At 64.6% G+C, this 24,706-nt stretch carries 20 protein-coding genes; 13 read left to right on the plus strand and 7 right to left on the minus strand.

Going from position 1 to position 24,706, the window contains the following annotated elements:
* Positions 1 to 62 precede the first annotated feature (62 nt).
* The 12 genes from speB (at position 63) to AB4074_RS08900 (ending at position 16,956) form a co-directional block, all read left to right on the plus strand.
* Positions 63 to 1,127 (plus strand): agmatinase, encoded by a 1,065-nt coding sequence (speB, locus tag AB4074_RS08845; RefSeq protein ID WP_441413053.1) that lies wholly within the window; start codon positions 63 to 65, stop codon positions 1,125 to 1,127.
* Complete coding sequence (locus AB4074_RS08850; RefSeq protein ID WP_441413054.1) at positions 1,124 to 2,788, plus strand: thiamine pyrophosphate-binding protein; 1,665 nt, start codon at positions 1,124 to 1,126, stop codon at positions 2,786 to 2,788. Before speB ends, AB4074_RS08850 begins: the two co-directional genes overlap by 4 nt.
* A 179-nt stretch (positions 2,789 to 2,967) precedes the next feature.
* Positions 2,968 to 3,450: a MarR family winged helix-turn-helix transcriptional regulator gene (locus tag AB4074_RS08855; RefSeq protein ID WP_078106157.1), complete on the plus strand. Its 483-nt coding sequence runs from the start codon at positions 2,968 to 2,970 to the stop codon at positions 3,448 to 3,450.
* A gap of 11 nt (positions 3,451 to 3,461) precedes the next feature.
* A complete protein-coding gene (locus tag AB4074_RS08860; protein ID WP_441413055.1) occupies positions 3,462 to 5,501 on the plus strand; it encodes an MFS transporter in 2,040 nt (679 codons plus the stop codon).
* A 246-nt stretch (positions 5,502 to 5,747) separates the two neighbouring features.
* Positions 5,748 to 7,481 carry an ABC transporter ATP-binding protein gene (locus AB4074_RS08865; protein WP_441413056.1) on the plus strand — a complete coding sequence of 578 codons (1,734 nt, stop codon included), beginning with the start codon at positions 5,748 to 5,750 and terminating at the stop codon, positions 7,479 to 7,481.
* A complete protein-coding gene (locus tag AB4074_RS08870; RefSeq protein ID WP_441413057.1) occupies positions 7,478 to 9,574 on the plus strand; it encodes an ABC transporter ATP-binding protein in 2,097 nt (698 codons plus the stop codon). The genes AB4074_RS08865 and AB4074_RS08870 overlap by 4 nt, the downstream gene beginning before the upstream one ends.
* A gap of 26 nt (positions 9,575 to 9,600) precedes the next feature.
* Positions 9,601 to 10,017 carry an acyl-CoA thioesterase gene (locus AB4074_RS08875; protein WP_441413058.1) on the plus strand — a complete coding sequence of 139 codons (417 nt, stop codon included), beginning with the start codon at positions 9,601 to 9,603 and terminating at the stop codon, positions 10,015 to 10,017.
* A gap of 127 nt (positions 10,018 to 10,144) precedes the next feature.
* A complete protein-coding gene (locus tag AB4074_RS08880) occupies positions 10,145 to 10,885 on the plus strand; it encodes a copper homeostasis protein CutC (protein WP_441413059.1) in 741 nt (246 codons plus the stop codon).
* 151 nt (positions 10,886 to 11,036) lie between these two features.
* On the plus strand, positions 11,037 to 12,968 hold the full coding sequence (locus tag AB4074_RS08885) for a DUF5107 domain-containing protein (RefSeq protein WP_441413060.1): 1,932 nt from the start codon (positions 11,037 to 11,039) through the stop codon (positions 12,966 to 12,968).
* Between the two features lie 143 nt (positions 12,969 to 13,111).
* Entirely contained in the window at positions 13,112 to 15,346 is a 2,235-nt protein-coding gene (locus tag AB4074_RS08890; RefSeq protein WP_441413061.1) for an McrB family protein, read from the plus strand.
* Positions 15,347 to 15,437: 91 nt separating this feature from the next.
* Positions 15,438 to 16,628 carry a 5-methylcytosine restriction system specificity protein McrC gene (locus tag AB4074_RS08895; RefSeq protein ID WP_441413095.1) on the plus strand — a complete coding sequence of 397 codons (1,191 nt, stop codon included), beginning with the start codon at positions 15,438 to 15,440 and terminating at the stop codon, positions 16,626 to 16,628.
* A gap of 91 nt (positions 16,629 to 16,719) precedes the next feature.
* Positions 16,720 to 16,956, plus strand: a complete 237-nt coding sequence (locus tag AB4074_RS08900; protein WP_236815885.1) for a PLDc N-terminal domain-containing protein — start codon at positions 16,720 to 16,722, stop codon at positions 16,954 to 16,956.
* Here the strand turns inward: AB4074_RS08900 and AB4074_RS08905 are convergent.
* Together AB4074_RS08905 and AB4074_RS08910 are read right to left on the minus strand one after the other, a co-directional pair.
* Positions 16,898 to 17,365 (minus strand): very short patch repair endonuclease, encoded by a 468-nt coding sequence (locus tag AB4074_RS08905; protein WP_404500088.1) that lies wholly within the window; start codon positions 17,363 to 17,365, stop codon positions 16,898 to 16,900. The genes AB4074_RS08900 and AB4074_RS08905 overlap by 59 nt on opposite strands.
* A gap of 181 nt (positions 17,366 to 17,546) precedes the next feature.
* Positions 17,547 to 19,214 (minus strand): sensor histidine kinase, encoded by a 1,668-nt coding sequence (locus AB4074_RS08910; RefSeq protein ID WP_441413062.1) that lies wholly within the window; start codon positions 19,212 to 19,214, stop codon positions 17,547 to 17,549.
* Positions 19,215 to 19,313: 99 nt separating this feature from the next.
* Between AB4074_RS08910 and AB4074_RS08915 the strand changes: the two genes are divergently transcribed.
* The gene (locus tag AB4074_RS08915; RefSeq protein ID WP_441413063.1) at positions 19,314 to 20,057 is read left to right on the plus strand and encodes a response regulator transcription factor; all 744 of its coding nucleotides are present in this window, start codon (positions 19,314 to 19,316) and stop codon (positions 20,055 to 20,057) included.
* A gap of 158 nt (positions 20,058 to 20,215) precedes the next feature.
* Here the strand turns inward: AB4074_RS08915 and AB4074_RS08920 are convergent, their stop codons facing one another.
* Genes AB4074_RS08920 through bsaP form a run of 5 tightly spaced genes read right to left on the minus strand, consistent with a single transcriptional unit; the run spans position 20,216 to position 24,624 of the window.
* Entirely contained in the window at positions 20,216 to 21,319 is a 1,104-nt protein-coding gene (locus AB4074_RS08920) for a cytochrome P450 (protein ID WP_441413064.1), read from the minus strand.
* Entirely contained in the window at positions 21,316 to 22,014 is a 699-nt protein-coding gene (bioD, locus tag AB4074_RS08925) for a dethiobiotin synthase (protein ID WP_441413065.1), read from the minus strand. Before bioD ends, AB4074_RS08920 begins: the two co-directional genes overlap by 4 nt.
* Positions 22,011 to 23,201, minus strand: coding sequence for an 8-amino-7-oxononanoate synthase (locus AB4074_RS08930; protein ID WP_441413096.1), 1,191 nt, complete (start codon positions 23,199 to 23,201; stop codon positions 22,011 to 22,013). The genes bioD and AB4074_RS08930 overlap by 4 nt, the downstream gene beginning before the upstream one ends.
* An 8-nt stretch (positions 23,202 to 23,209) precedes the next feature.
* Positions 23,210 to 24,520, minus strand: a complete 1,311-nt coding sequence (locus AB4074_RS08935) for an adenosylmethionine--8-amino-7-oxononanoate transaminase (protein WP_441413066.1) — start codon at positions 24,518 to 24,520, stop codon at positions 23,210 to 23,212.
* The gene (bsaP, locus tag AB4074_RS08940; RefSeq protein WP_441413097.1) at positions 24,517 to 24,624 is read right to left on the minus strand and encodes a biotin synthase auxiliary protein BsaP; all 108 of its coding nucleotides are present in this window, start codon (positions 24,622 to 24,624) and stop codon (positions 24,517 to 24,519) included. Before bsaP ends, AB4074_RS08935 begins: the two co-directional genes overlap by 4 nt.
* Positions 24,625 to 24,706 lie beyond the last annotated feature (82 nt).

The raw sequence follows: 24,706 nt of genomic DNA on the forward strand, positions 1-24,706 counted from the left end.
GAGTGTATGATTGGTGTCACAGTCACTGTCCGATCCACCTATTCACAAAGGAGTGGCGCATTTTGGAAGAGCTTCGTATTGAGGCCAACGGCAACCTTGGTCCTATTGATTCGGCCCGAATCCCGCGCTATGCCGGTGCTGCCACCTATGCCCGCTTGCCCCGCCTGGACCAGGTGTCCAAGGCCGATGTGACGGTGGTCGGCGTCCCCTTCGACTCCGGTGTTTCCTACCGCCCCGGCGCCCGCTTCGGCGCCAACCACGTGCGTGAAGCCAGCCGTTTGCTGCGCCCGTACAACCCGGCCTGGGACGTCAGCCCCTTCGAGAACATCCAGGTTGCCGATGCCGGCGACATGGCCGTGAACCCGTTCAACATCAACGAGGCGATCGAGACCATCCAGCAGAACGCACTGGATCTGACGGCCAACGGAAGCAAGCTCGTGACCCTCGGTGGCGACCACACCATCGCCCTGCCCCTGCTCCGCGCCGCCGCAGAACGCGCCGGCGAGCCGGTTGCCATGCTGCACTTCGACGCCCACCTCGACACCTGGGACACCTACTTCGGCGCCGAATACACGCACGGCACCCCGTTCCGCCGCGCCGTCGAAGAAGGCATCCTGGATACCGAGGCCATCAGCCACATCGGTACCCGCGGCCCTCTTTACGGCAAGAAGGACCTCGACGACGACCACCGCTTCGGCTTCGGCATCGTCACCTCGGCGGACGTCTACTACCAGGGCGTCCTCGAAACCGTGGCAAAGATCCGGGACCGCATCGGCAACCGCCCGCTGTACATTTCCGTGGACATCGACGTCCTGGATCCGGCCCACGCCCCGGGTACCGGCACGCCTGAAGCAGGCGGCATCACCAGCCGCGAGCTCCTCGAAATCATCCGCGGTTTCCGTGGCATGAACCTCGTGGGCGCAGACATCGTCGAGGTCGCCCCGGCGTATGACCACGCTGAGATCACAGGTGTCGCGGCCAGCCACGTTGCCTACGAACTCGTCACCCTCATGGCGGACAACGCAGTCGAAGGCAACCGCCACGGCGCCCCGAACGGCTACGCCGCACAGGCCCTTGGCCAGGAATCCCGGCGCCCGGCCGGTTTCGCCGCGGCGGTCACGAAGTGACGGACCAGCGCAACGGCGGGGACCTCGTCGTCGAGACTCTCGAGGCGCTCGGCGCGAAGACGGTCTTCGGGATCCCTGGCCAGCACGCCCTGGGCCTGTTCGACGCGATGGGCCGCGGCAATCTGCATTTCGTGTCCTCCCGAGTGGAGAACAACTCCGCTTTCGCCGCGGACGGGTATTCCCGTGCCACGGGCGAGGTCGGCGTGCTGTTCCTGTCCACCGGTCCGGGCGCGTTGACGTCCCTGGCCGGCTTGCAGGAAGCGTACGCGAGCGGCGTGCCGATGGTGGTCGTGGCGAGCCAGATCCCCTTGGAGGGTTTGGGTGCGCGCCGGAAAGGCATGCTCCACCAGCTCGATGACCAGAAGGCCTCGGCCGCGAACGTCACCAAGAGCCAGCGCCTCATCCAGCACGCTTCCGGGATTCCCTCGGCCATCCAGGATGCCTGGACCGAGGCCATTTCCTCCCCGCAGGGTCCGGTGTGGATCGAGATTCCGCAGAACGTGCTCCTGGACCCCATCATGGTCCCGCCGGTGGAGGACGCCCTCGCCGAAGCGGCCGACAACCCGCCGCGTGTGGAGCTGATCCGGGAAGCGGTCAAATGGCTCTCGACGGCGGAGCGTCCGGCCATCATCGCCGGCGGCGGCACGCGCCGTGGCCGGGCCGAGAAGTCGCTCCTATCGATCGCCGAGAAACTCCGCGCCCCGGTGATTTGCACGCCCGGTGGCAACGGAGCGTTCCCGTGGACCCACGAGCTGTCCCTGCAGTCCTGGATCGAAGACCGCCACATGACGGACGTCCTCGAAGATGCCGACGTGCTGATCGTCATTGGTTCCTCCCTGGGCGAGGTGACGTCCAACTACTTCACCTTTGAGCCGCGCGGGCGCATCATCCAGATCGACGCCGAACCGAGAGTCCTGGAGTCCAACCGGCCCGGCCTGGGCATCCGCGCCGACGCCGGCCAGGCGCTTGCCGCGCTCGACTCTGCCTTGGATGAGGCGTTGTCTGCGACGGCGGCGGTACCGGATTGGCACGGCACTACGCCCGAGGACCTCGTCAAGGAGTCCCTCGCGAAGGTCAAGGCTCGCCTTGAAGAGCAGGACCTCGGCAAGGAACTGAAGTTCATGGCCGATATCCGCGAAGCCGTTCCGGCGGACATGCAGACCTTCTGGGACATGACGATCTCCGCGTACTGGGGATGGAGCTGCTGGGATTCCCGCGAGGGCCAGTTCCACTCGGCCCAGGGCGCCGGCGGCCTCGGCTACGGCTTCCCGGCGGCTATCGGCGGTGCCGTGGGACTGGAAACGGTGGGCAAACCCAGTCGCGTGCTGGCCGTCTCCGGCGATGGATCCTCCATGTATTCGATCTCCGAGCTGGCCACCGCCAAGCAGCACAACGTCCCGGTCACGTGGCTGATCGTGGACGACGGCGGCTACGGCATCCTGCGCGAATACATGGTGGGTGCCTTCGGCAAGGCCACGGCCACGGAACTCGCCCGCCCGGACTTCGTCAAGCTCGCCGAGGCCTTCGGTGTCCCGGCCCGCAGGGTGGACCCGGGCGACGTCGGGGACGCGCTCAAGGAAAGCTTCGCCGCGGACGGCCCCAACGTCGTCGTGGTTGAAACCCTCCTGAAGATGTTCGGCCCCACGCACTTGGGCGACTGACACTCCGGACGCCTCAAATCCCAGCGCGAGCTGGCAGATAATGACCCCTTTTTCGAAAGATGAGGGCATTACCTGCCAGTTCGCGCTTGGTGTTTAACGCACCTCACACATCATTAGTTTCCCAAAGCAATCAGTTTCGCGTATAGTTGCTTTAGGCAAACAAAAGTGAGGTGTCTTCCATGGCTGTCGCATCGAGCACAGCAACCGAACTCGTCCATCAGATTTTCGATCTGCAGCGGGTGTTGCGTTGCATCGTGACCGCGAACATCGCGAAAGATGCCGACGTCGGGTTCGCCCTGCAGGGTGTCATGCGCTTCATCGGCGAGGGGGAGTCCCGGGCCACGAAGCTCGCATCCCGACTTGGCGTCAGCCCCCCGGTGCTCAGCAGGCACATCGCCGAACTGGAGGAACTCGGTTTGGTGGTCCGGCGTCCCGATCCCGCCGACGGCCGCGCACAATTGGTGGCCCTCTCCGAATCCGGGATTGAGAAGGTCCGGGACTTCGAAGAACAGCGCAGCCTCAATCTACGGGCCTACCTCGCGGAGTGGAGCGAGGAAGACGCCCTGGAGGCAGGGCAGGTCCTGGAGAAATTGACCACATCACTCAACCACTCAGTCCGGGCAACGGCGGCCGGCTCCCACCACTCGAACCACACAGCTTAGGAGCAGCAGCAATGGCAACCCGAATACAAGAACGTTCGACGGCGGTGCCGGCGTCATCCGCGCCCATGACGCACCGCCAGATCATGGAAGCCTTGACCGGCCTCCTCGCGGCATTCTTCACCGCTATCCTGAGCAGCACCATCGTGGCCAACGCGCTGCCGACCATCATGTCCGATCTCCACGGCACGCAAACGGACTTCGCGTGGGTCATCACGGCCGCACTGCTGGCCAACGCCGCCACCACGCCCATCTGGGGCAAGCTCGCCGACCTCTTCGACAAGAAGCTCCTGGTCCAACTGAGCATCGTGATCTTCGTGGCCGGCTCGGTCATGGCCGGGTTCTCCATGAGCATTCCCTTCCTGCTGACCGCCCGCGTCATCCAGGGCATCGCCTTGGGCGGCCTCACCGCACTGGCCCAAGCGATCATCGGCACCATGATTCCGCCGCGTGACCGTGGCAAGTACTCGGGCTACATGGGCGCAGTCATGGCAGTCGGTACCGCAGGCGGCCCGCTCCTCGGCGGCTTCATCGTTGACAGCTCGCTCGGCTGGCGCTGGACGTTCTTCGTCTGTGTGCCGCTCGCCGTCGTCGCGCTCATTCTGCTCCAGGTGACCCTCAAGATCCAGCACATCAAGCGCCCGGCCAAGATCGACTGGCTTGGCTCCATCCTGCTGACATCGGGCGTGAGCCTGCTCCTGATCTGGGTTTCCTTCGCCGGCAACCCGGACTACTACGACTGGATCTCCTGGCAGTCAGCCCTCATGGTAGGCGGCGGCGTGCTTCTGCTGGCACTGCTGGTACTGGTCGAATCAAAGGTGGCCCAGCCCATCATCCCGCTGAAGATCATCTCCCAGCGCACCACCGCCTTGGCGATCCTGGCCTCCGTGGCCGTCGGTATCGCGATGTTCAGCTCCTCGACATTCCTGGGCCAGTACTTCCAGGTTGCCCGCGGCGCCACGCCCACCGAGGCAGGCCTTCTCACGCTGCCCATGATTGCCGGCAACCTCTTGGGCTCGGTGGCTTCCGGCCAGCTCATCAGCCGCTTCGGCAAGTGGAAGCGCTTCCTCCTGGCGGGCACCGTGTTGCTGGCGGGGGGCCTTGCCTTCACCGGCACCATCGACCACACCACTGAACTGTGGATCACCTGCTGCTACACCGCCATCTTCGGCCTGGGCCTTGGCTTGCTCATGCAGAACCTGGTCCTCGCGGTCCAGAACACCGTCCGCGCCCAGGACATCGGCACGGCCAGCGCGTCCGTGGCGTTCTTCCGCTCCGTCGGCGGTGCGATCGGCGTTTCGGTGCTCGGTGCCATCATGGCCACGCACGTCAAGGACCTTGCCGCCCAAGGCCTCGCTGCGGCACACATCCCGGTCAGCGGCGGCTCCAGCAACGCGAGCATGGATCTGACGGACTTGCCCGCCCCGATCCGCGACATCATGCGTGCCGCCTATGGCGACGCGACCGCCCAGATCTTCCTCATCTCCGCAGTCATTGCCCTGGTCGCGTTCATCGCCGTGCTGTTCATCAAAGAAGTTCCGCTGCGGAAGACCGTGGATGCATCGCCGGAGAAGGAGCTGTTGGCAAACGCCTCCGGCGAGGCCGGCATGACTCTGGACACCTCCGCGCTTCCTGTTGTCGAATCCGCTGAGTTTGCCCAAGCAGCCGACGACGGCGGCACCCCCTTGGGGGCCAGCCGCGCCCGTGCGGCGGCCGAGAAGGAGCACGATGACCTGGACCTGGAGTTTGCCCGGATCCTGACGCAGGAACGGCCTGATCCTGCCGCCGGCCTGCGCGAGGTCCAGGACCAGCTTGCCCGCACCCAACGGCTGCTGGCCGAGCAACAGCTTCAGCTAAGCAGGGCGCAGCGCGAGCTCCAGGTACGCGTGCAAGAACAACTTGCCACCGCCGTCGAGCAGTCGCGGATCGCCGAGGAGTTGGCCGCGCTGCGCAAGGAACTCAAGCGTGAACGCCGTCGCCAGGAAAGGGCTGCCTTGCTGCTCCTCGCCGGCGACGCCTCGAGGGCAGGGGAAACCGGGCGGCACGCCGGCTAAGCGCCGGCGGGCAACCGCCCCGGAATGTGTGGCGGGAGCCGCTGCAGCGAGTTTGGAAGCGCTGCAGCGGCTCAGCTACGCCGCAAGGATGATATTCGGCTATCGATATTTCGCTGAGGCAACGGATTTCGTAGAGTTGAGGGACTAATACTGTCAGCGCCTGCTGCTACCTATGTATTTAGTCATTCGCAGCATTTAGTCATTCGCATTAATTCATTCGCGCACTCTCATTAAGGATCCGTGGGCATGCTTGTCACCCTGATACGGCGCTACTCCAAGCCGTATTTGCCGCAGATACTGGCCGTCATCATCTTCCAGTTGGCGTCTACCATTGCCACCCTTTACCTTCCAAGCCTCAACGCAAAAATCATCGATGAAGGGGTATCCCGGGGGGATACCAACTACATCTGGCAAACCGGAGCCCTGATGCTCGCGGTCGCGCTCGGTCAGGTCATTGCGGCCATCGCGGGGGTCTATTTCGGATCCCGCGTTGCCATGGCCATGGGCCGCGACCTGCGCAGGGACGTCTTCCGCAAGGTCAGCAGCTTCTCGGCCAAGGACGTCAACAGCTTCGGCGCACCCACGTTGATCACCCGCGGCACCAATGACGTCCAGCAAGTCCAGATGCTCATGCTCATGGGCCTGAACTTCATGGTGTCCACGCCCATCATGTGCGTCGGCGGCATCATCATGGCCTTGCGCGAAGACCTCAGCCTCTCGTGGCTCGTCTGGGTCTCGGTGCCTGTCCTCGTGGCGGTGGTTGGTTACATCGTGGTCAGGCTCATGCCGCTCTTCCGCTCCATGCAGAAGAAGATCGACGTTATCAACGGCGTCCTGCGCGAACAGATCATCGGCATCCGCGTGGTCCGGGCCTTCGTTCGTGAACCGTACGAGGCTAAGCGCTTCGGCGACGCCAACAAGGACCTCACCCTGGTTTCCGTCAAGATCGGCAACCTTTTTGTCTTGATGTTCCCGGCCATCGGAATGATCCTGCACCTTTCCACAGCGGCAGTGCTGTGGTTCGGCGGCCAAAGGGTGGATGCGGGCAACATGCAGGTGGGTTCCTTGACGGCCTTCCTGCAGTACCTCCTGCAGATCCTCATGGCCGTCATGATGGGTACCTTCATGGCCATGATGATCCCGCGCGCCTCCGTGTGCGCGGACCGCATCGGCGAGGTCCTCGACGTCGAACCCTCCATCCACGATCCAAAGGCGCCCGTAGCCCCTGCGGAAAAGAAGGGGCGCGTCGAATTCCGCGATGTCACCTTCAAATACCCCGGCGCCGAAGCTCCCGTGTTGAGCAACATTTCCTTCACCGCGGAACCGGGCCAGACCCTCGCCATCATTGGCTCCACCGGCGCAGGCAAGACCACCTTGGTGTCGCTCCTGCCGCGCCTGTACGACGTCGCGTCCGGCGATGTATTGCTCGACGGCGTTCCGGTCACCAGCCTGGACCGCGATGAAATCACCAGTCGGGTGGCCGCCGTGCCGCAGAAGCCGTACTTGTTCTCCGGAACCATCGAGCACAACCTGCGCTTCGGCAAGACTGACGCCACGGACCAGGAACTCTGGGATGCGCTGGAAACCGCCCAGGCCAAGGACTTCGTCATGGAAAAGTCCTCCGGCCTCAACCGTCGGGTCGCGCAGGGCGGAACCAACGTCTCCGGTGGCCAGAGGCAGCGCCTCTGCATCGCCCGGGCCTTGGTGACACAGCCCAAGGTCTACCTCTTTGACGACTCCTTCTCGGCCTTGGATGTGGCCACGGACGCCCGCCTTCGCAGGGCGCTCAAGGAAAAGACGCAGGATGCCACGGTCATCATCGTGGCCCAGCGCGTCTCCACCATTGCGGACGCGGACCAGATCCTGGTCCTGGACAACGGCAGAATCGTTGACCGCGGCACCCATGAAGAACTCCTGGAAACGTCACCCACGTACCAAGAGATCGTCGAATCCCAGCTGAGCGCGGAGGAAGTGGCATGAGCGAACAGAATCAGCAAAAGCGCGGCTGGGCCGCGAAGGCCGAAGCAGCGAAGGCTGCCCGCGAAGCCGCGGAAGCAAACGATGCCGACGCAGCCGGTACCGTAACGGCCGTGGAAGATGACGACATCGAAGAAACCGAATACACCCCGGGCGAAGCCGACGGCGGCATGTTCGGCAACCTGCCGGCCAAGAAAGCCAAGGCTTTCGGACCGTCGGCCAAGCGGCTTCTCGGGCTGCTCAAGCCGGAGGCTGCCGGGGTAGTTTTCGTCATCGGCCTCGTGGTGGTCTCCGTCGTCCTGAACGTCATCGCCCCGAAGATCCTCGGCAGCGCCATGGACGTCATCTTCGGCGGCGTCATGGGCAAGCAATTGCCTCCCGGCGTGAGCCAAGCGGCCTTCGCCGAAGGACTCCGCCAAGCCGGCCAGAACAACTTCGCCGACATGGTCTCCAAAATGGAGCTCACCAACGGGATCAACTTCTCCAAGCTCACGTTCCTGATCTCGATTGTGCTCTTGATGTACTTCGTGGCCAACATCTTCCTGTGGGCCCAGGGCTACATCCTGAACAAGATCGTCATGAAGGTCATCAACCGGCTCCGCAATGACGTCCAGGCCAAGCTCAACCGCTTGCCCCTGAACTACTTCGACACCCGGCAGCGCGGCGACATCCTCTCCCGCGTGACCAACGACGTCGACAACGTCCAGCAAGGACTGCAGCAGGCGTTCGCGCAACTGGTCAGCTCGGTGCTGACAGTCTTCGGCATCACCATCATGATGTTCATCGTGTCCTGGCAGCTCGCCCTGATCGCACTGGTTGCCTTGCCGCTCTCCGGCGTCCTTGCCGGCGTGATCGGCTCGCGCAGCCAGAAGCTCTTCGCCGCCCAATGGAAGAACACCGGCTCGCTCAACGGCCAGATCGAGGAATCGTTCTCCGGCCACGAGCTCGTCAAGGTCTTCGGGCGTGACGCGGACATGCTGGAGCGTTTCGACGAACGCAACGAAGCCCTCTACAAGGCCTCGTTCGGGGCACAGTTTGTTTCGGGCATCATCTTCCCGGCGATGAACTTCGTCTCGTACCTCAGCTACGTGGGCATCGCCGTCGTCGGGGGTTTGCGTGTGGCCTCGGGTTCCATGAGCCTCGGCGACGCCACGGCGTTCATCCAGTACTCGCGTGAATTCACCCAGCCGCTCGGCCAGATCGCCGGCATGGCCAACATGCTCCAGTCCGGTGTGGCTTCGGCTGAGCGTGTTTTCGAGTTCCTGGATGCCGATGAGGAAATGCCGGAGAACGCGGTCCGTCACTTGCCCCCGCGCACGGACGGCCATGTCGAGTTCGAGAGCGTGTCCTTTAGCTACGTTGCCGACAAGCCGCTCATCGAGAACCTTTCCCTCAGCGCGGAGCCCGGACACACCGTGGCGATTGTCGGCCCCACTGGCGCGGGCAAGACCACCCTGGTCAACCTCGTCATGCGGTTCTACGAGCTCAATTCAGGGCGAATCACCTTGGACGGGGTGGACATCAAGGAGCTGAGCCGTTCCGAGCTTCGTTCCAAGGTGGGAATGGTGCTCCAGGATGCCTGGTTATTCGGCGGCACCATTTACGACAACATCAAGTACGGCAACCTCGACGCCACCGAGGAACAGATCATGGAGGCGGCCAAGGCCACGTACGTGGACCGATTCGTGCGTGCCCTGCCGGATGGCTACCAGACCATCATCGACGAGGAAGGCAACAACGTCAGCGCGGGCGAGAAGCAGCTCATCACCATCGCGCGGGCCTTCGTTTCCGATCCCTCGCTGTTGATCCTCGACGAGGCCACAAGCTCCGTTGACACCCGTACCGAGCTGCTCTTGCAGAAGGCCATGGCTGCCCTCCGCACCGATCGCACCAGCTTTGTCATCGCCCACCGTTTGTCCACCATCCGCGACGCCGACACCATCCTGGTGATGGAAAACGGCAGCATCGTGGAGCAGGGCAACCACAACCAACTGCTCACATTGCAAGGCGCTTACTATCGCCTCTACATGTCGCAGTTTGCTGGTGAGGATGCCGGGGAAGCCGTTGTGGATGACTCGACGGCGGTGCACAGCTGAGCGCGCGAATTACGGTCCAGGTGCCGATGCGTTGGGGAGACATGGACGCGTACGGGCACATCAACAACGTCCAGATCGTGCGCATGCTCGAAGAGGCCCGCATCGCGGCTTTCGGTCCGCCCCGCGGTGCCGGACTCCCCGGAGTGGAAGCGCCGGTCTCCGTCTTCGACTCGGTTGAAGACGGGGTCATAACCCTTGTGGTGGAGCACAAGGTCCGGTACGTCCGGACCTTGGAATACCGGAACATACCGGCCGTTGTCGAGATCTGGGTAGGCGCCGTGAAGGGGGCAAGCTTTGACCTCCATTACGTCATCAAGGATCCCGTTACCGGCCAGGACTGCGTCAACGCGAGTACCCATCTGGCGTTCGTCGATGAGTCCACGGGCCGTGTCCGCAGGCTCACTCCCGAGCAGAAGGAGCAGTTGGCGCCCTATCGGGCCTAGCGTGTCCGCTCGAGATCGTGGGTGCGGGCCGTGGACTGGGTTCCCGCCCGAACGCAGTCCACGGGCCACATCCACGGTCTCGGCACCACCCACGCCCTGTGCATCCCGGTGGCCGTAGAGTTTCCCCATGAAACTCGAGATCGTCGCCGTCGGTGCCCAGGGCGCTGCCGTTGCCGCTGAAGAAGGCGCGGACCGGATCGAACTTTGCAGCGCCTTGGAGCTCGGGGGACTGACCCCGAGCCAAGGGCTGATGGAAGCGGCGCAGGAGGCTGCCAATGGGCGGCTGGAGATCCACCCGTTGATCCGTAGTCGGCCGGGAGATTTCCTGTATTCCGGCGCGGATCTGGACACGATGGACCGCGAGATCCGGTTCTTGCTCACCCAAGGGGCTCACGGAGTGGTGATCGGAGTCCTCACGGCCGCCGGTGATATCGACGTCCAAGCCACGCGAAAGCTCGTCGTCACCGCCTTGGAGACCAACCCCGACGCCCAACTGACCTTCCACCGGGCCATCGACCACACCCCGGACCCGGCGGCCGCCGTCGAGCAGCTCGTGGAACTTGGGTTCACGCGGGTGCTCAGCTCCGGCGGCGCCGCGACGGTGGGGGCGGGGATCGCGACCCTCGAGCGTATGGTCCAGCGGGCAGCGGGCCGGCTTGAAGTCATGGCAGGCGGCGGACTCGCCCTGGACGATATCCCCGCCCTGCACGCGGCAGGACTGAGCGCGGTCCATTTGTCAGCCAAGACCACGGTTTCGACGTGGAAGAACCGGGGGGACTCCATCGGTACACCCGGCGATTCGGACCCGACGGCGTACATGGTCACCAACCGGGACCTGGTAAGGGCCGCACGCGCCGCCTCCCGGTGACATGCCCAACTCACTGGCAGTTGATGCCGTTTTGGGCGCTGTAAACGACATTAACTGCGAGCTAGTTGGGTGGTTCCCTTTACACAGCGGTGACTTGGGTCAAAGATGGGTGAAGCATTGCGATCGAAAATAGCCCCCAGGAGTCGCAAAGATGCAAAACCTGAGCTTCTCCACTATCACCCTGAACATGGCGGAGTTGGGCCCCAAGAGCCCGTTGCCCGTGGTCACGGCTGAACTGGACCAGCCCTACAGAATCGGCGACGGGGTTCCGGAGGAGCTGCAGGCCGCGGCCCGCTACGGCCAAGTGCCGAACATGTTCCCGTACCTGATGCAGGACGGCTACTCGCGCGAGCGGACCGCCCACGAAGTGCCCGCCGTCGTGCTTGAGAACAGCAGACTGCGCGCCGTTGTCCTTCCCACCTTGGGCGGCCGGCTGTGGGAGCTCTTCGACAAAGGGTCGGGAAAGCAACTCCTCCACACCCACGGGACCCTGCAATTCGCCAACATCGCCCTGCGCAAGGCCTGGTTCGCCGGCGGGCTCGAATGGAACATCGGCACCCGCGGGCACTCGCCCACTACATGCGATCCGGTGCACACTGCCATCGTCAAGACTCCCGAAGGCCACGACGTCCTGCGCATGTGGGAGTTCGAACGCCTCCGCGAGGTGGTTTTCCAAGTGGACATGTGGCTTCCCGAGGACTCGGACGTCCTCCTCACGGCGGTCCGGATCCGGAACCCCCATGACCACGAGGTCCCCATGTACTGGTGGAGCAACGCGGCCGTTCCCGAGACGGCGGAAACGCGCGTGATCGCGCCCGCGACGGAGGCTTTCGGCAGCGATTACACCACCGACATCGCCCGCGTCCGGCCCACGGAACACCAAGGCACGGATGCCACTTGGCTCGTGAACAGCCCGCACGCAGCGGATTTTTTCTTCGACATCCAGCCGGGCCATCGGCACTGGATCGCCGCGGTAGACAACGACGGCGACGGCCTCGCCATGCTGTCTACCAGCCTCCTGCGCGGGAAGAAGTTATTCGTCTGGGGTCAGGGCGACGGCGGGAAACGCTGGCAGGAATGGCTCAGCCCCGGGGCCGGCCCCTACGCAGAGATCCAGGCCGGGCTCGCGCAGACCCAGTTCGAGCATCTGGCCATGCCTGCCGGCGCCGAGTGGAGTTGGGTGGAGGCCTATGGCAACGCGAAGCTGGATCCGCTGACGTCGCACGGCCAGGATTGGGACGCAGCCGTGACCCACGCCAGCGCTCGGCTCGAAGAGCTCGTCCCGGACGAGGAGCTCGAAGTCGCCCTCGCCGAAGCCGCACGGAACTATGCCCTGCCTCCGGACGAGATGCTGGCGCGCGGCAGCGCTTGGGGTGCTTTGGAGAGTGCCCGACGGCGACACTCAGGCCGCGCGTGGCTGGACGAAATCGGCACTCCCTTCGCCGACGATGCAACCCCTGAGGCCATCGAGGAAACGGGCCCGTGGCACAGCCTGCTGGATGGGGCCAGCTTCCTGGGCGCCGGGACCTTCGTGACTGGAGCCGATTGGGAAGAACTGCTGGCAAAGGATGGCGGAGCGGAAGCGCAGTTCCACCTGGCCACGATGAAGCACGCCCGCCAGGACCTCGCCGGTGCGATCGCCGGGTACGGTTCCGCCTTGGTTGCCGAGGACCTCTCGCCCCGTTCCAAGGTCCTCGCCACAAGGGGCCACGCCCTAGCGCTGCTTGCCAGCAACAAGACTGACGAGGGCCTGGCTGAGCTTGCGGCAGCGAGCCGGTTGGAGCCCTCCAACCTCCCTTTGCTGAGCGAAGTGATGACCCTCAGTATCCGGCACGGAAACGCCGCCCAAGCACTCGCCCTGGCGAGCGAGGCACCTGCCGGAATGTCCGACGTCGGGCGCATCCGTTTCCTGACGGCGCTCGCCCTCGCGGGCGTCGGCAAAGGCCAGGAGGCCGCACGGATGTTGCGGGACGGCGTCGAGATACCAGACATCCGGGAAGGCGAGGACGGGATCGCCGAGCTGTGGCAGGAAGTGTGCCCCGGGGAGCCGGTGCCCGCCAGCTACCGCTTCGGAATGCACTGACTTCCGGGGGTGCGCCGGCTCGGTGCGCATGCGGCAGGAGGCAAGATGTGGGACGCATGTGGCAGAACGCAAGAGGCGGGACGCATGTGGCGGGGGTGCCGACTTTGCTGATGCCAGCACCAAGATAAACCATGTAAGTTGGCATGGTGACTCCCTCCACCAAAACCCCACTGACCCGCGCCCCCGGTATCTCCAAGGAGATCGAAGATGCGGCCTGGTTCGTGCTGGGCCCGGGGCTTCAAGGCAAGGCTTCGGCGCTCGACGCCAGTACCCGCACTTGGACGGTGGACGCCGCCGGCGAGCTCCTGGAGCGCCTCGAACGCGGCGTCGGAGACGCCAAAGCGCCCATGATGACCAACCTGCGCCAAAACCTGGAAGGGGCCTCGCGTGAGGCCAAGTTGCTCGCCGTCGAACTCCTCTTCCTGCAGTCTCTGCCCCTGGCACACGAGGTCAAATCGCTCAAGGTGAAGCGTGCCCGCGTTGCCGAAGCCGCGTCCTGGCTCGATCCCGAGCTCGAGCTCCCCAAGGAGCTCTACCAGGGGATGACCGATCACGGCGTCATCCGTGACCGGACAGCCGAATTCAACTGGACCATCTGGGACCATCTGACGTGGCTGTGCCGCTTCGTGGCGCACGTCGATGGCCAGTCCAACGCGAGCATCAACAAGGCCCTCAAGGACCCGCTGAAATTCCACGAACTCGCGGCGGCAACCCCCGAGGACCAGCCGGCCATCCGGCGCAGCATCGAATACTTGGCGTGGCCCAGCTACTTCGAGCCAGTGGTCGCCGACGTTGAACGGCGCGAAATCCGGGACGCTTTCGCCTCGCTCGTTGGTGGCGCCCACGGCGAAACGGAAACCGACATCACCGCGGACGTGCACCGCATCCGGCTGTACCTGGACGAACAGGCCGGCCAGCGCATCGACTGGTACGATCGCCAGCTCGTCAGCCAATGGCGCAAAGTGGGAGATCCCGGACGCCGCGCCTGGCTGCTGCGCACGCACCAGGACTCCGCCGAGCTCCTCGCCGCTTGGCGGGACGAGGAAAAGGCAACACTCGACGTCGAACACCTCCGCGAACTCACCCCCGGCGTGACGGCAGGCCTCGTCCAGCATGCGGTGGACGAGGACTACAAGCACCTCGGCTACGTGGAGCGGGAAGACACCAAGACCGCTGTTTTCGCGTTCCTGACCGTGATGAAGCCCGGCGACCTCGCACTGTTCCAGAACTCAGGAGCTATCAGGATCGGCGTGGTCCTGGGCGAACCGGAACACAACGAGGACAACCGCCGGCTCCGCCGCAAGGTGCGTTGGTTCGATGAGACCCACCCGATTTCCGAGGCTCCGCGGCACGTCCAGCGCCAGCTCTCCACTTCGGGGATCGTCGTGGACGTCACCAGGGTCATCCAGTCTCTGCAGTCCCTCCTGCCCGCCGAAGCCGAATCCGACGGCGAGGAAACCGCCGCCCCGGACGCCGTCGTCGAGCCCGTGATTGAAGGGTTCCGGCCCCTCACTGAAGAGTTCGCAGCTTCCCTCCACATGGAGCTCGAGCCACTCACCGAGATCGCCGAACTCCTCGAGGAGAACCGCCAACTAGTGCTCTACGGCCCTCCGGGAACGGGAAAGACCTACCTCGCCAAGCACTTGGCGGCCCAGCTCGCCGGCGACAGTACCGACGAGCGCGTCAAGCTGGTCCAGTTCCACCCGTCCTATGCGTACGAGGACTTCTTCGAGGGGTACCGGCCGGACAAGACCGATGACGGCCAGGTGTCGTTCAAGCTCGTGGCCGGGCCGCTGCGTCGCCTCGCTGAAGAAGCTGCGAAGCCCGGGAACTCCAACAAGCCGTACTTCCTCATCATCGACGAGATGAACCGGGCCAACCTGGCGAAGGTATTCGGTGAGCTGTACTTCCTGCTGGAATACCGCGACGACCGCATCTACCTGCAGTACAGCCCCAACGAACCGTTCAGCCTGCCGGACAACCTCTACATCATCGGCACCATGAACACGGCGGACCGCTCTATCGCCATGATGGATGCGGCCATCCGCCGCCGCTTCGCGTTCGTGGAACTGCACCCGAAGGTGGAACCGATCCGCGGTTCCCTCCGACGCTTCCTCACGGCCCGCGGCCTGGACACCCTCAACGCGGACCTGCTTGACGCCCTGAACGGCTCCATCGACGACTGGGACCGGGACCTGATGATCGGCCCCTCCTACTTCATGAAGAACGCGGCCCAGAACCCTGCCGGGCTGCGCAGGATCTGGAAGTACGAACTCATGCCACTCCTGGAGGAGCATTACCACGGTCAATTGAACCGGGCCCAGCTGGAGGATCGCTTCGGTCTGGACCAGTTGTTGGGTCGACTTGCGGTCCGCTAAGACCGCGCCACCGCGGCCGGCCCGAGCGCCGGGCATCGGAAAGCCAGCGGTCCGCGCTTCCACGAAGGCTCCGGCTGTGCGGCACATCGTCATGGACGAGCTCTCCGGTGGCCTCGTGGACAAGCTTGATCCGGACGCCGCCGCCCTCCTCAACTCGAGCGGGCTCGCGAAGGCCTCGCCCATGGGAATGGGCCTCTACCGCATCGAGCCTGTGGGCAAGGTCGGGTCTGTGCGGACGCCGACCGTCCAGTTCGAGGTACGGCCCAAGGACCGCTTGGGCTTGAACCGGCTGCTCTTTCTGCTCAGCTACGCCGGGGACCAGGGATTCCGCGAGGATTCCGTGGCCGCCGTCGAGCACAAGGACTTGTGGAGCGCCCTCGCGGAGTCCCTCGCCCAGTTGGCGGAGCGGGCCCTCAGCAGGGGTCCGCTGCAGGGGTACCTCACCGTGGACGAGTCCCTCAGGACGGTCAAGGGCCGCATCCGGATCTCCGACCAGATCTCACGCCGCCCCGGGATGCTTGTTCCGCTGGAAGTCTCCTATGACGAATTCACCGAGGACATTGCCGAGAACCGCATCCTGCGTGCCGCGCTTGAGCGGATGGGCAAGGTTCCCGGCGTGCGGCAAAACGTCCTGAGCCGCTTGCGGCAGCTCAAGGGAAAGCTCGACGCCGTCACGCGGCTGCAGTCCGGAGCGCCCCTCCCGCGGTGGCAGGCCAACCGGATGAACCTTCGCTACCATCCCGTCCTCCGCTTGGCCGAGCTCATCCTGCGGAACGCCTCTGCCGAAGCGGGAGAGGGCAAACAACAGACCGCCTCGTTTGTCGTGGACATGTCCACTGTGTTTGAGGAATTCGTGGGCGTGGCTTTGCGGGCGGCCATGCGGGCACATCCGGGTGAAATGCGGCTCCAATACGGCGCCACCCTCAACGAAGCTGTCCGGGATTCGGACCGGCTCACAGTGCGCCCCGACGCCGTGCATTTCCTGGGAGGCAGGCCCGTAGTGGTCTACGACTCCAAATACGCCTCGGCCACGGATTCCGGGGCTTCGCTGAACGCGGACCACTACCAACTCCTGGCCTACTGCACCGCGCTGCAAGTTCCCACGGCGTGGCTGGTCTACGCGGGCAAGGGAGAGATGAAGCTGCGGCGGATCCTCAACACGGACATCGACATTGTGGAGTACCCGCTGGACTTGTCCCGGCCACCGGCGGAGATCCTTGCCGCCGTCACCGACTTGGCCCAGCAGTCCTGGGGAGAAGTGGTCCGCCAGGCGCGACTATAAGGGGCCTCCTCAGCAGGGCGGTGGGGACCGGTTCCGTCCGGGCGGTGGGCGGACTAGCCTGAGAGAGCAAGTCACCGCAGATGGAGGCATCATGCACGGCAAGAAAAAGAAGAAGTCCTGGAAGGACATGACCCCTGGGCAACGGGTGGGCATGCTCGTGGTGGGTGCAGGACAGTTGGCGTTGCTGGTCGCGGCACAACGCAGCATTTCCAAGACCCCCGCGGCCCAGATCAGGGGTAACAAAGCCGTATGGCGGGCCGCAAGCTTTATCAATTTCTTTGGGCCGCTGAGCTACTTCCTGTTCGGCCGCCGTCGAGGAACTGCGTGAGCTGATTCTCCAAAGCCGAACGGTCCCGCAGTTCGCATTCCCACACGGTGAGAACCTCCCAACCTGAGGCTCTCAGCAGTTCGCGCTGTCCGGCGTCGCGCTCCCGGGTGCGATTGCGCTTCGCTGCCCAGAAATCCGCGTTACCGCTCGGTGCGTGCTGGCCTGCCTTGCAATCGTGGAAATGCCAGAAGCATCCGTTCACGAAAATCACCTTGCGCCGGCCGGCGAACACGAGATCCGGGCTGCCGGGCAACTTCCCGCCCGCGGCCCGGCCATGGAGCCGGTACCGGTAACCCTTGGCATGCAGGAGCCGACGGACCAAGAGCTCGGGCTTGGTGTTCTTGCCCCGGATCTTGGACATGTTCAGGCTGCGTTGCTCAGGCGTCAGCAGGTCGCGGCTCTCGCCCATATCCTCAGTCTACGCAGCGCACCCTGCGACGCTCGCTCACATATGCGGGTCCTTCCTCGACGTTCGCTCACGTATGTGGGTCTTTCCTCGGACGCTCGCTCACGTATGGCGCCCAAAACCAAAAGGGGGCCGCAGTTTGTGAGCGAGCGTTGGTTGGGGGTGGCTTGTTTGTGAGCGAGGGTCAGGCCGGAACGCGGAATGTGAAGGTTGTTCCTTCGCCGGGGATACTCTCAAGGCCGATGGTCCCGCCGTGGGCATCGACGATTGCCTTGCAGATGGAAAGACCCAAACCGACCCCGTGAATGGCCGTATTGCGGACGTTTCCGGCCCTGAAGTACCGAGTGAAGGCGTCCGCCTGGTCCTGCTTGTCCATACCCATGCCGGTGTCTTTGACGTGGCATACCACCGCGCTTTCCTCCTGCAGCAGCGTGACGCGGACGTCGCCGCCGTCGGGGGAGTATTTGATGGCGTTGGAGATGAGGTTGTCCAGCACCTGGGAAATGCGGTTGGCATCCACGTGCGCCTCGAGGCGTTCGGGGGCGTCGACGTGAAGCCGCACTCCGCCGTCGTTCGCTTTCGGCTCGGCCGAGGCGACACTCGACTTGACCAGTTCGGATACGTCCACCGCGTGTGGCTGGACGATCATGTGGCCCGAACGGACTGCCAAGAGGTCGGAGACGAGGGAGAGGAGCCGGTCCGCGTTTCGTTGCACAATCTCAAGTTGCTGCACCGCCCAGGTCGGGAGGTTTTCAGCCTCCTCCAGCACAAGGTCCACGTACCCTGTGATGGACGTCAGCGGGGTGCGGAACTCATGGGAGACGTTTGAGACGAAGTCGTCCCTCGCAGCGAGAGCGTCCACAAGTGCCGTGACATCGCCGAAAACGACCACTGAACCCAGATAGCTGCCGTCGCAGTCCTTCATGGACCGCGCGCTGGTGGTGAAAGCGCGCTGTTCCCTGCCCGTCCCAACCCAGACGAGGTAGTCAGTGAACTCCTGCCGCAACGCAGCACGGCGCATCGGCTGGCGATCCGACGCCGTGGGGGTCACGCGGTCGGCGTCGAAAACCAAGAGCTCTGGCTCGCCGTGGCGATCGGTGTCCCCAGAAGCCTCGAGCACTTGGTTCTCCCGCTGCTTGCGGTTCGCCATCATTTCGCGGCCGTCGGCGTCAATAGCCACGACACCAAGGTGGACGGTTTCAAGAACCGTGTTGAGCAGTCGTTCCTTCTCCTGGCTGTCCGCCAAGGCGCGGAGCAGCGCGGCGTCCCTTTCCTCAAGACGGTTCTGCTGGGCGACCATGCTTTGGGTCATCACGCCGATGGAAACGCCGATGCCGAGCATCATGATGGGCAGCAGCAACCCGCGTAGCAGATCCTGCGGTGTGTACGTTCCATGGATGAATTGCGGCGTCCAAATCATGGCGAGCGGCCCCAGGAAGGAAACAACCAGGGCAGAGCGTAGATACAACCCCGAGGCGCAAAGCCAAATGACGGGAAAGACGGTCAGGAGGCTGATTCCGATGGGACTGTCTTGTCCTCCCTCCCGCCCTAGCCCGATGGACACCAAGTCGAGGAGCGGGATGGCCAGGAATGTCGGAAAGGGGAGTCTGTCCCACGGAACTGCGTAGCAGAGCACCCACGCTGCCGCTTGGGTAGCCAGGAAGATGACAAAGAGGGGGTTGCCGAGGGTTGCGGGGAAGTAAAGGCCAACCAGGACCGCAGTGAGGCACACCGTCACGGTCAGCGGCAATTGGCTGAGCGCGACGCGATCCTTGAGTGAGTACTCATGGAAGGCATGTTGAAAGAACATCACCCGGCCGCTTTTGGCATCCCATTCAAACGGACGTTTCATAAGGCCAAAATTCGCAATTGTTCAAGGTCGCGTCGCATGCCAGAAAGGATACCGGCAGCCCGATATACTTCCATTCGTAGCGGGCTGGGAGGGCTGCAAATGACTGAATTACGGGTTGGGCTTGTCATAGAAGACGATCACGACATCCGGGAATTGGTCCGCGTTGTCCTCAGCCAAGCTGGCTTCGAGGTTCATATGGCGACGAGCGGGGCAGCCGGTATCCGGGCAGCGCGTGATTTGCAGCCACATGTCATCACCCTGGACTTGGGCTTGCCTGATATCGATGGCTTCGAGGTGGCACGCCAGGTCCGGAACTTTTCCGATGCATATATCGTCATGTTGACGGCCAAGGCCGACGAGCTGGATACCCTCCTGGGCTTGGAGTCCGGCGCCGATGACTATTTGACCAAGCCTTTCCGGCCCCGGGAGCTTCGCGCCAGGGTGGCCGCGATGATGCGTCGCCCGCGCTCAGGAGCCACGCCAATCCATCAAGGGGAGGCTCCGCCTTCCCAACGGACTTTCCGGCACAACGGGCTGGTATTCAGTTATGCGACGCGGACCGTTTCCATCGACGGCCAGGACGTACGGCTGACCCCCACGGAGTTCGATCTCCTGTACTCCTTGCTTGAGGCAGGTTGCACGGTCTTGAGCAAAGCGGACCTTGTGCGCGGCCTCCGGAACGAACCTTACGACGTCGGGATCTACACGAGCGACGCCGAAGAACGGTCCGTCGAAGTCCACATTGGAAACCTTCGCCGCAAGCTCGGCGACGACCCGCAGAACCCGCGTTGGCTGCAAACAGTACGCGGCGTGGGATATCGGCTGGCTCCGGCAAGGACTTGAACGCCTTCGGCAACCCATAAGTAAATCTTGGGGCACGGACGCGCGCTCGTCAGATGTGAGCGAGCGTTGGGGAATTTGCCGTTAGATGTGAGCGAGCGTCCGGGAATTTGCCGTTAGATGTGAGCGAGCGTTGGGGAATTTGGGGTCCACCGACTTCCTCAAATCTCGACGCTGACCGTCCTCGGCGCTTGGAAGGACAACAGGCGGAGCCACTCGGGGTTCGGATCTGCCAAACGAACGCCTTGCAGCGCTGCCGCGGTTTCCTGCACGACGACGGCGGCCTCCAGTTCCGCGAGCTTCGCACCAAGGCAACGGTGAATCCCTGAGCCGAAGGCCAGCCCGTACGCCGTACGACCCTGCTCCGACAACGAGTGGTTCCCCGTGAGCTCCAAGAGGATTTCGGCACCAGCCGGGATGTGCTCGCCGTCGAGCACGGTGTCCTCTGCAGCAACCCTACGCCACGTCGGAACCGAAGATTCCGTGGCCAAAATGTGCCGGATGAGATCCCGGGCCGTGGTGCCGAAAGCTGCGTCTTTCCAGGCAAAGCCTGTGGACCCCCCGGCAAGCCGGAATAGTGCCGTGCTGATGAGCTGAGTGGTGGTTTCCTGCCCCGCGATGAGCAGGAAGTAGCCGAGGGAGCAGATCTCTGGAGTGCTGAGACCGTGTTCCGCCAAGGAGTTGAAGAGATTCCGCCCGGGTGAGGCCACAGCTTCGAGGACGAGTTCCCGCAGCCAGCCGTAGAACTCTGCCGCGCTGTGTGCCAGTTCCAGTTGCCGCTCAGGATCCGGCCAGCCCCAGAAGAGTTCGAGGGAGTCCAGGCTCCAGGCTTTGAGCTCCGGAAGGTCCCGCACGGGGAGACCCAAAAGCTCCAACATCACGATCGCCGGCGGGTAAGCGGCCACGGCCTGCACCAGATCCACCTGTCCGTGCGCATTCAAGAGCGCGGCCGCGTCGGAACCGGCATCCCGCGCGATGCCGCGAATACGTGGCTCGAAAGCACTCACCGTTGCGGGGGTAAAGTACCCGGCCACTACTTTGCGGATGCCTGCATGGGAATCGCTGTGGTTGCTGGCCAGCACGGGCGGCAGGGCGAAGCGGGCACGCTGCAGGACGCGCAATGACGGTCCGGACAACGGTGTCACAGCGATGAGGGCGTTCGCCGAGCTGAAGTCTTCGGGCCGGTGCAGGACCTCCCGCACCGCAGCGGGCTCCCGCAGCACCATATACGGGCACGTCTGGACGCCGGCGGAAGCGGCGCTCATGACGAGGCCCCGTTCAAGCAGTCCAAACCGCTCAACCAGTGCACACTGGCCGCCCTGAACGTGACGGGCGGGAGGTCCGCGGCGCGCTCGGGGAGCACTCCAAGGAGCGGCCGCAAGGCGCCGAGCGTCGCCCGGTTGCCGTGTTCCAGGACGCCCGGGTCGTCCGGCCAGGTTCCCAGAATCACGCCATGGATGGCCAGGTCCCTGCGTTCCAGGGCCTCGAGTGTCAGTGCCGTGTGGTTCAGGGTTCCCAATGCGGGGCGGGCGACCACAACAAAAGTCGCGTCACTTCCAAGGTGACTGCCCAGATCTGCCAGCGTGCCGCCGTCGGCGTCCAACTCCACGAGGAGACCGCCGGAACCTTCCACGAGAACGTGGTCATGCGTGCTGGCCAGTTCGCGGACGCGTGCGGCATGTGCCGCAATCGGCGGCAGCATGATTCCGTCCAGCGCGGCTGCGGGCACTGGGGCGAGGGGTTCTTGAAGCACGACGCCGGCCTCGGCCGTGAGCGGTCCAGCCAAGCGGGCGATTTCGGTGCAGTCGGAGTCGCCCACCACATCGCCGCTCTGGCAAGGCTTGTACACGGACACCGAGCGGCCCTCAGCCTGCAGCGCGGACGCAAGCGCCGCCGTCGTGACCGTCTTGCCGACGCCGGTGTCCGTTCCGGTGACCAGCACTATGTGGGGCAGTTTCATGGCGTTTCCTCCAGGATGCGGCGCAACGTTGCGCACGCGTAGTCGATGTCGTCGGAAGTGAGGGTGGCGCGGGCGGTCAGCCTGAGGCGCGAGACGCCGTCGGGAACCGAGGGTGGCCGGAAGCAACCGACCCGGACACCCGCCACATGTGCCGACCGGCTTGCCGCAAGCGCCGCCGCGGCAGAGGGCATGGGGATGGATTGCACGGCGCCGGCCGCCTGAAGCGACGCGCCAGCGGGCCCGACGGCGGCGCCGCGCCGCTGTGGTGTTGGCGCGTGTAGCGCGGGTGCCAGTCCCGCTGTGAGGCTGGCCGCGTTCCGATGGACGGCCGCCGCACGCCAAGGTTCAGCGCGGATGATTCCGACGGCGGCCAGCGCTGCCGCAGCCGAGGCTGGTGCGAGCCCTGTGTCGAAGATAAAGCTGCGGGCCCTGTTGACGAGGTGTTCGCGGAGCAGGGAACTGCCAAGCACGGCACCACCCTGGCTGCCGAGCGACTTGGAAAGGGTCGCGGTCAGCACCACGTTGGGGTGGCCCGAGAGCTCCGTTCCCGCTACCGAGCCAAAGCCCTCGAACGCTCCGTGGCCCGCAACCCCGAGGCTATGGGCTTCGTCCGCGAGGAGCATCGCGTCGTGCTCTTCGGCCAATGCCAGCAACTGGGGGAGCGGGGCAGCGTCGCCGAAGACGCTGTAGATGGACTCGACCGCGATTAAGGCTCGGGGTTCCGCGCGGGTCCGCAGCTGGTGCTCGGTTGCGCCGAGATCGTTGTGCGGGACCATTTCCACCCTCGATCGGCTCAAGCGAAAACCGTCAATCAGCGAAGCATGGCAATGTTCGTCGGCCACGATGAGAGTCCCGGGGCCGCCGAGCGCGGTAGTGACCCYCAGATTGGCCAAGTATCCGGAAGAGAAGACCAACGCGGATTCCATGCCGGCGAGGCTCGCAAGCTCGGATTCGAGCTCCAGGTGCAGCGCCGTGGTACCGGCAACCAGTCGCGAGGACGTGGCGCCGGTTCCCCAGCGGCCGATCGCTTCCCGCGCAGCCTCTGCCAGCCTCGGGTCCGTCGCGAGGCCAAGATAGTCGTTGCTCGCCAGGTCCACGGCCGAGTCCCCATCGAGGCGCGTCATGGGTGTGCGGACGAGGCCCCGGCGCTCGCGGACTGCGGCCTGCTGTTCCAACCATGCGGTCATGGATCTGCTCATGGGCCGTGTACCTCGGCCACGGCCGCCACCATGCCTTCGGCTATCCGCCGGACCTCCTCGGCGGAGCTGATGTAGGGCGGCATCGCGTAAACGAGATTCCGGAAGGGCCGCAGCCAAACGCCGCGCCCGACGGCGGCACTCGTCACTGCGGCGACGTCCACCTCCGTGTTCAACTCGATGACGCCCACGGCGCCGATAGTGCGGACCTCCTTGACGGCGTCGAACGCGTTGGCGGCTTCGAGCCCGGCCGCGAGCCCCGAGCCGATCCGGGCCACATCGCTGCGCCAGGCGCCACCGTCGAGAATTCCCAGGCTCGCATTGGCCACGGAACACGCTAGCGGATTGCCCATGAAGGTGGGTCCGTGCAGCAAGGCACCCGCGCCGCCGCTCGAAACGCGGGCCGCCACCTCGCCCGTGCAGAGCGTCGCGGCGAGCGTGAGGTAACCGCCGGTGAGGGCTTTGCCCACGCACATGATGTCCGGAACCACGCCGGCATGCTCCGCGGCGAACACCTCGCCCGTGCGGCCGAAGCCCGTTGCGATCTCGTCCAGGATCAGGAGGATCCCGTGTCTATCGGCGATGTTCCGGAGGATGCGCAGGCATTCGCCGGCGTAGATGAACATGCCGCCGGCGCCTTGAAGCACGGGCTCCACGATGATCGCGGCGAGTTCGTTGGCATGTTCCGCCGCGAGGTCCTCGACGTGCGCCCGCCACTCCGCGATTTCCTCGGGTGGCGCGCCCGCGGCGGGTGGCCTCGCGGCGAACAGATTGGCAGCGAGTAGCCCGGGGAACGCTGAATGCATGCCGTCCACGGGGTCGCACACGCCCATCGCCGCGAAGGTGTCGCCATGGTAACCGCCGCGGATGCTGAGGAACCGTTGCCTCTCGGGGAACCCCGACGCGGTCTGGAACTGCACCGACAACTTGAGCGCCACCTCCACGGACACCGATCCCGAATCCGCCAGGAAAACCCGCTCCAACCGCGGCCGATCCGCCGCAGCAGGGGCCATGGCCACGAGCCGTTCGGCCAGTTCGACGGCGGGTTCATGGGTGAGGCCGCCGAACATCACATGGCTGAATGTGTCTAGTTGGCGCTTCGCCGCGGCGTCCAAGACGGGGTTCCGGTAGCCGTGGATGACTGCCCACCAGGAGGACATGGCATCGAGCACCTCATGGCGTTGGCCGGTTTCGTCGCGGAGCCGCAGCGTCACGCCGTCGGCGTCTTCGACTTCCCACAACGGCAGCGTGCCCGACGCCGGAGCGTACGGATGCCAAAGGCTCGCGCGGTCCCGCTGGATGACGCTCATGTTGTCAGCCTTCCGTGGCGCGAGCATTCGGCGGTCCAGCCGAGTGGTGTGACCTGGACTTTCATGCGGCGCCGACAAACAGCGCAATAGCGGGGAGGCTCCATCGCGAGGCGCTGTTGGCAGCCCCGGTGAGCGTCCGACGTCGGGCGCTCGCCTTGCGTTTCCGGGTCGCCTTGCGCGGCGGGC

The sequence above is a fragment of the Arthrobacter sp. 2MCAF14 genome, from assembly GCF_052115645.1.
GTDB lineage: Bacteria > Actinomycetota > Actinomycetes > Actinomycetales > Micrococcaceae > Arthrobacter.